Source organism: Binatus sp. (SeqCode) (genome assembly GCF_050013435.1).
Classification (GTDB): domain Bacteria; phylum Desulfobacterota; class Binatia; order Binatales; family Binataceae; genus Binatus.
The window spans coordinates 1-6,644 of the sequence record NZ_JBEKFG010000113.1 but is presented as its reverse complement, the minus strand read 5'-3'; the positions used below and the strand labels follow the sequence as shown (position 1 = coordinate 6,644).

At 62.6% G+C, this 6,644-nt stretch carries 7 protein-coding genes, 1 tRNA gene and 1 pseudogene; 4 read left to right on the top strand and 5 right to left on the bottom strand.

The window, feature by feature from the left end:
- Together ABSB13_RS16245 and ABSB13_RS16240 are read left to right on the top strand one after the other, a co-directional pair.
- The coding region (locus ABSB13_RS16245) for a hypothetical protein (protein WP_428110331.1) at positions 1-186 on the top strand (186 nt) is incomplete at its 5' end.
- Positions 186-644, top strand: a complete 459-nt coding sequence (locus tag ABSB13_RS16240; protein ID WP_428110330.1) for a hypothetical protein — start codon at positions 186-188, stop codon at positions 642-644. The genes ABSB13_RS16245 and ABSB13_RS16240, both read left to right, overlap by 1 nt.
- A gap of 140 nt (positions 645-784) precedes the next feature.
- On the opposite strand, the gene ABSB13_RS16235 is transcribed toward ABSB13_RS16240, so the two are convergent.
- The 5 genes from ABSB13_RS16235 to ABSB13_RS16215 all read right to left on the bottom strand — a co-directional run bounded on the left by ABSB13_RS16235 (position 785) and on the right by ABSB13_RS16215 (position 5,333).
- Positions 785-1,555, bottom strand: a complete 771-nt coding sequence (locus ABSB13_RS16235; RefSeq protein ID WP_428110329.1) for a zinc-ribbon domain-containing protein — start codon at positions 1,553-1,555, stop codon at positions 785-787.
- Between the two features lie 522 nt (positions 1,556-2,077).
- Positions 2,078-2,154, bottom strand: a tRNA-Ala gene (locus ABSB13_RS16230).
- A gap of 116 nt (positions 2,155-2,270) precedes the next feature.
- A complete protein-coding gene (gene recN, locus ABSB13_RS16225; RefSeq protein ID WP_428110328.1) occupies positions 2,271-3,968 on the bottom strand; it encodes a DNA repair protein RecN in 1,698 nt (565 codons plus the stop codon).
- Positions 3,969-3,983: 15 nt separating this feature from the next.
- Entirely contained in the window at positions 3,984-4,844 is an 861-nt protein-coding gene (locus ABSB13_RS16220) for an NAD(+)/NADH kinase (RefSeq protein ID WP_428110326.1), read from the bottom strand.
- Between the two features lie 69 nt (positions 4,845-4,913).
- Positions 4,914-5,333, bottom strand: a complete 420-nt coding sequence (locus ABSB13_RS16215) for a hypothetical protein (protein ID WP_428110325.1) — start codon at positions 5,331-5,333, stop codon at positions 4,914-4,916.
- Positions 5,334-5,457: 124 nt separating this feature from the next.
- On the opposite strand from ABSB13_RS16215, the gene ABSB13_RS16210 reads away from it, so the two are divergent.
- Positions 5,458-6,333 carry a deoxyribonuclease IV gene (locus tag ABSB13_RS16210; RefSeq protein WP_428110323.1) on the top strand — a complete coding sequence of 292 codons (876 nt, stop codon included), beginning with the start codon at positions 5,458-5,460 and terminating at the stop codon, positions 6,331-6,333.
- Between the two features lie 10 nt (positions 6,334-6,343).
- A pseudogene (locus tag ABSB13_RS16205) lies at positions 6,344-6,644 on the top strand (tryptophan--tRNA ligase); the annotation flags it as partial.

The window sequence follows — 6,644 nt, the reverse complement described above, 5'->3', positions numbered from 1 at the left end:
GATGCGATGCTCGAGACGGCGATCAAGCGGTGCGGCGATTACCCGGAAATAATCGCGCGCACCCGCCGGCTCGCCGCATGGGTTCGCCGCCAACTCGGCATCACGCCCGCGATGAACGATCGCATTCACCAATCGCGCGCCGCCCAGCCGCCTCGCCGCCGCGTGCCACCGGGGATCCTCAACTGATGAACCTGCCAGCGAAAACCCGCCGCCGTAAGCGCGACGAAAAAATTCGCCGCATCTCGGGCGCGCTGCGCCGATCCGCTGGCGGAAAGTTGGACTCTCGCGCCTTCAGCCCCCTGTTGAGAGTCTATGCACAAGCGATCGTCATCGCTGAGGCTCTTTACGACGAGATCAAGGAAAAAGGCATCGTCGGCGGCGACAAAGAATCCATCCGCCCTGCAGTTGAATCGTTTCGCCGGTACGCCGGCGAGGCTTCCCGGCTTGCAAGCGCGCTCGGACTCACGCCGGTTGCGCTCCGCCTCGTCCCGCACAATGGCGGCGACATTCTTGGCCGCCTCGCAAATCAGACGGCGGAAGTCGCGGATGGCGAAATCGTCCCGCCCGCCGATCCCCTGGCCGATGGCGCCCCCGGCGACGTGCTCGCGCGGCTCGCGGCGGACGATCCCGGCAATCCCACCTAATAACCGCATCCCATCATCGTCGGCGCGATCCCGGCGGAAATTTTCGCGCAACGATGCCCCGGGACCGAATTTCCAGACCGCCCGCATATCTCCGTATCCCCGCTTTCCGATTCCGGTGGAGCATGACCCGCGCCGCGCCATTACTCCCCGTTGCAGAACTGAGAGTAAAATGAATTTACGAAGGGCACGCTACAATCTTTGAGGTCTGCCAGTGCGGGAATCCAAAGGGTTTTCCCCACATTCGCCCCGTTCAGGATGCGAACCTTGTACGCCCAATGCCGCGCCGCTGTGAGCGTTTCGCCTTCGCCTCGCTCCTCTAATTTGGTAACCTTGGTGCCTGCCGGCAGAGATGTTCCGACCGCCTCTTGCAGGCCAAGGTTCAAGATTTCTTCCTCGGTAAGCTCATGGCCCTGACTAAGCCGGGCCACTTTGTCCATGACGTTCCGGTAGGTTTGGTAGGACGGAAACCCGAAGCTGTCTGTTACCAGAGTGAGCGGCGTGTTTGCTGACGCTTCCTCGCCAGTCTGCTGAGGCGGCTCCGTTTGGGCGGCATCGGGCGCGGCATCGGATGCGGCCGGTTCCGCTCCGGCAACGCTGGCAGGTTCGGAATTGGGCGCGGATGATTTTTCCGGCGACATCATCAGCGACAAGCCAACACAGACGATTATGAGCAGGACGATCCCTAACGGAATCAAGCAGCCGATCTGGGTATTGCGCAGCCGGCTCGCGCTTGGAGTTTGGACGCCGCAATGCGGACACTTGTCGGCCGAATAGGCCACGTCTTTTCCGCAGACGCGGCACGGCTCCAACTCGCCCGGCGGTTTCGCTGGCGCGGCGGTTGACTTTCCGCACTTGCTGCAAAAGGCCGCTCCTTCACGAACCTCGTTGCCACAATTCGCGCAGAGCGCCATCGGTTTGGGTTAGACCGATGCGCCGGACCTGTCAATCTCTCCGCAATCGGCGTGCGCGGCGTGCGATCCGCGAGCTTAAAGGTGCCGCGGCTGGCTCTCGCATCCGCGCTGGGTGAGATAACTCAAGCCCGGCCGCAAAGTCCCATACGGCGCGCCGCCGTGTTTGCGGCCCGCACCCCCGATCGAAAACGCCAAAAAGTAGAGATACCCCCCTACTCCCGGCTGGCCGCGAAGCCTGCCCGGCGCAGTCCCGATGCCCGCCAGCGCGTCGCGGGCGCGAGATTCAGAGGCGATGATGCCCGCGCTCGATTCGACGTGCCGATGGCTTATTTCGCTTGTTTCGCGGTCCACCCGTCCGAAGGGATGGGCCGACGGCGCCATCCGCCTACCGGCCGTCCCTGAGCCGGAACGATCCGCAAGCTGAGAGCCGTTTCCAACCCCCAGCCTATCCTTTCCAGTTACCTATGTGTTACCTAAGAGCCGTCAGGCGGACGCCCGATATTCAGAAACCCTTGATTTGACTGGTGGAGCTGACGCGGATCGAACGCGCGACCTCCTGAATGCCATTCAGGCGCTCTCCCAAACTGAGCTACAGCCCCACCGCGGGCGAGATTTTTCAGCTAACCGGATACCGTCCGTGGAGTCAACCGACCGGGTCCGCGCTTTTCATGGGAGTTCGATTTCACAACGGCGCCGAGTCGGCGTCAAGCCCGCGTCATTCCCGGGCGCGATCGAGCAGTTCGCGGGCTGCGCGGCGGAATTTGTCGGATACTTCACCGCCGAGCATGCGAGCGATCTCCTCGGTGCGATCGCCGGGTTCCAGAACCGCCACCCGGCTGCGGGTCGAACCGCGCCGCTCTTCTTTCTCGACGGTGAGATGACGGTCCGCGAACGCCGCGATCTGCGCCAGATGCGTGACGCACAAAATCTGATGAAAGCGCGAGAGTTGTTTCAGTTTGCGCCCAACCACCTGCGCGACTGCGCCGCCGATTCCCGCGTCCACTTCGTCGAAAATCATCGTGGCAACACCGCGGCGCTGCGCCTCGAGGCGCTTGAGTGCGAGCATCACGCGCGAAAGCTCGCCGCCCGACGCGATTCTGAGCAGCGGCATCGCAGGCTGGCCGACGTTCGGCGACAGATGAAACTCGATCGTATCGATGCCGAACGGACCGAGCGCAATGCCGCCATGCACGAAGCCGGCTTCGTCCGGGCCAAGCGCGCCGAGCCGCGGCTCGAAACCCGGCGAGCGCATCCCCAGCGTCCTCAATTCGGCTTCCATCTTGCGGCCAAGCTCGGCGCCGGCGCGATGGCGAATCGAGGACAGCCGGTTTGCATGCGCGATGAGTTCGTCGAGCGCCGCCGCCATCGCAGCTTCGGCTTGAGCTTTCGACTCGCCGATTCCTTCGAGCTCGCCAATCTCGGCCCGCGATCGCTCCAACGTCTCGATCGCGCTGTCGATCGACCCGCCGTATTTGCGCTTGAGCCGCGTCAGTTCCTGAAGCCGGTTGTCGATTTCTTCCAGGCGCGCGGGATCCGCCTCGATCCTCGACGCGTACGCGCCGAGCGTGCGCGCCGCTTCTTCGAGGTTCGCGCGGGCCGACTTGATCATCTCGAGCGCATCGCCGAGTTTCGGATCGAGCGCCGCCGCATCGGCCAATCGCGCCTCGGCTCGCGCCACCGTATCTGTCGCCGCGCCGTCGGCGCCGTAGAGCGCCTGCTCGGCCTCGAGCGCGGCGCTGGCGAGCTTGCCTGCATTGGAGAGCACGGTTCGTTCGCGCGACAGCAGCTCATCTTCGCCCGCGGCCAGCCCGGCGCGCTCGAGCTCGCTCGCGCGGAACCTTGCCAGCTCCAGCAGATCCGCGCGTTCACGTTCGCGGCGGTTCAGTTCGTGAAGCCGGGACTGGAGGTCTTGCGCGCGCGCGTAGCGTTCGCGGTAGGACGCGAGTTCGTCATCGAGGTTCGCGTAACGATCGAGAGTCTCGCGATGGCTCTCGGCACGGAGCAAGGAATGCTGCTCGTGCTGTCCATAGACCTGGACCAGCGACGCGCCCATTTTGCCGAGGCTTTGCACCGTGGCGAGTTCGCTGTCGATCGTCACGCGCGAGCGCCCACCGCCCTCGGCGATCACTCTGCGCACGATCAACTCGCGGCGCTCGCCGTCGCGCCTGCCCCCGGCCGGCTCAGGCGCCGCGGCCTCGCCCTCGAGCTCGAACCGTCCCTCGACGACCGCCTCCTTCTCGCCGGTGCGAATCATATCGGGCGACGCGCGCGAGCCGAGCAGCAATCCGAGCGCGCTCAAGATGATCGTTTTGCCGGCGCCCGTTTCGCCGGACAGCACGTTGAGGCCTGCGCCGAACTCGAGATGAGCTTCCTCGATTATCGCGAAATTGCGGATGTGCAGTTCGAGCAGCATCTGGGCCGCGCGCGCCTATCCCCAGTGAAGCTTGTCACGCCAGATTTCAAAATTCGGATGAGTGGAGCGGACCAGCGATACGACGTGCCGTGCGCGATTGATCCTGATTACGTCGGTCGGCCCCAGTTGCGCCGATTCCTGGCCGTCGACGGTGAAAGCCGCGTCGTGATCCGGCGCCTTCACGTGAATCTCGATTTCGTACGAATCCGGCAGCACCACCGGACGGTTGCTCAGAGTATGCGGGCAGATTGGCGCGATCACGACCGCGCCCACCGTCGGAAAAACGATCGGCCCGCCGGCGGAGAGTGCGTATGCGGTCGAGCCCGTGGGAGTTGCGATGATCAATCCGTCGGCGCGATACGTGCAGAAGGCTCTGTGATTGGCGAATACGTCCAGCCGCAGCATCCCGCCCAGCGGGCCTTTGCCGACGACCACGTCGTTCAGTGCCAGGAACGTGGTGGTGAACTCCTCGGATGCGCGTTCGATGATTGCCTGGAGCATGATGCGTCGATCGACTTCGTAGTCGCCGTCGAGGATGCGTCCCATCGCGGCCGGCGCCTCCTTGATGGTCACTTCGGTCAGGAAGCCGAGTCCGCCAAGATTTACGCCCAGGATCGGAATTCCCTTCGCTGCGACCAGGCGCGCGACGCCGAGCAGCGTGCCGTCGCCGCCGAGCACGACGATCAGATCGGCACGGTCGGCGAGTTCGTGGCGTTCGATGGCCTTGGCGCCGATCTTTTTCGCCGTCTCGGTTTCCGCGACCACGGTCTTGTGCCTGGTGCGGAGAATGCGGGTGAGGGTTCGCGCGACGGTGATCGCGTCGGGCCGCTCGTACTTGACGACCAAGCCGACCGTCTTTATGGTTCGCTTCGCCACCGCATTCAGGCACTTATCATGCGCTGGAATCGGCGGCAACGCGAAACCGATGGATGCCCATTGGTGCTCTCACCGAAGAATTTTATACGCGGTGCCGGCCGCGGCCGGATTTTCTTTGCCGTATATGATCGCCACCGAATTGATGTAGTAGCCCGTGGTGGCTTCGCTGGTCTGCGCCCTGCTCGTCAGTACGACGATCGCATCCGCGCCCGTTTCACAGGCCTTGCGCTGCACGGCCGGCAGCACGTCGGCCTCGCTCGCATAAACGTTTCCCAATCCCTCGACGATCGAGACCTTGCGAAAATCCCTAAGCGGCTCATGGCGCAAAACCGGCATGTCGCAATCGGGCGGCTTGGCGGCACGGCCCGACGGCTCCACTTCCGTAATCCACACCTGCGGCGGCAGCGAAATGATGTGGGCGCATCCCGCGGCGGCGATCGCCAGTCCTATTATGATGATCGCGGTTCGCACGAGTAATGAAGTATCCACCGATGGGCGTTGCGGGCAAGAGCGGATGCGCGGGCTGCTGCCGCTCGCTTTGGGCGTTCATTCGTATAAAATCGCGATACGCTCGCGTCCGCAAAGCACGGCGCGAAAAAGGCGGCATGTCACGATGGCAAACACCGGCAAATCCAGCCGTCCAATCCTTGGCGCGCATATGTCGATCGCCGGAGGAGTCGGCGAGGCGCTGACCCGCGGCAAGCAGGTCGGATGCGAATGCATTCAGATTTTTACCAAGTCGTCGCGGCAGTGGGCGTCCAAGCCGTACAGCAAAGAGGAAATCGAAACTTTCAAACGCAATCAAATCGAAACCGGCATCGGGATCGTCATCGCGCACGACTCCTACCTGGTCAATCTCGGCGCGCCGGACGAAGCTCTGCGGGTCAAGTCGGTCAAGGCATTTATCGACGAGCTGAATCGGTGCGAGGTACTCGGCGTGCCCACGCTGGTCGCGCATCCGGGCGCGCATGTCGGCTCGGGGGTTGAGAATGGAATCAGGACGATTGCAAAGTCGATCGACGAGGCGCACGCCGCATGCAAGGGCTTCAACGTGAAGATCGCGCTCGAAATCACGGCCGGGCAGGGCAGTACGCTCGGCCACACTTTTCAGGAGATGGCGCAAATCTTCGACGCCGTCGTTGAAAACGAGCGCCTCCGGCTATGCTTCGACACCGAGCATGCATTCGCCGCGGGCTACGACCTGCGCACTCCGGAAGGATATGAAAATACTTTCAGCGAACTCGACCAGCTGGTCGGAATCAAAAAACTTGCCGCGTTTCATCTCAACGACTCGATCAAGGACTTCCATTCGCGCGTCGATCGCCATCAGCATATCGGGAAGGGATTTATCGGCCTCGACGCGTTTCGCCGCATCCTCAACGACCGGCGGTTTTCCGGCCTGCCGATGTGCCTGGAGACGCCCAAGGGTGACGACATGAAAGAGGATATCGAGAACCTGGCTACCTTGCGCAGTCTCTTCAAGAACTGACTATTGAACGATGATTAAACGAATACTCACTGGAGACCGTCCCACCGGGCCATTGCATCTCGGCCATTATGTAGGATCGCTGCAAAACCGCATACGCCTGCAGGATGAATACGATACCTACTTGCTAATCGCCGACGTCCAGGCGCTGACCGACAATTTCGAGCATCCCGAAAAGCTCGAAGCCAATATCTTCGAGGTCGCGCTCGACTACCTGGCGGTCGGCCTCGATCCGGACAAGGTGAAGATCGTCGTTCAATCGATGGTCCCGGAGCTGACCGAGCTGACGATTTACTTCATGAACCTTGTCACCA

What these genes read in the sequence shown, in the direction of transcription:
- recN (WP_428110328.1), bottom strand. Translation starts at nt 3,968, where the DNA reads ATGCTGCTCGAACTGCACATCCGCAATTTCGCGATAATCGAGGAAGCT.
- ABSB13_RS16240 (WP_428110330.1), top strand. Translation starts at nt 186, where the DNA reads ATGAACCTGCCAGCGAAAACCCGCCGCCGTAAGCGCGACGAAAAAATT.
- ABSB13_RS16235 (WP_428110329.1), bottom strand. Translation starts at nt 1,555, where the DNA reads ATGGCGCTCTGCGCGAATTGTGGCAACGAGGTTCGTGAAGGAGCGGCC.
- ABSB13_RS16210 (WP_428110323.1), top strand. Translation starts at nt 5,458, where the DNA reads ATGGCAAACACCGGCAAATCCAGCCGTCCAATCCTTGGCGCGCATATG.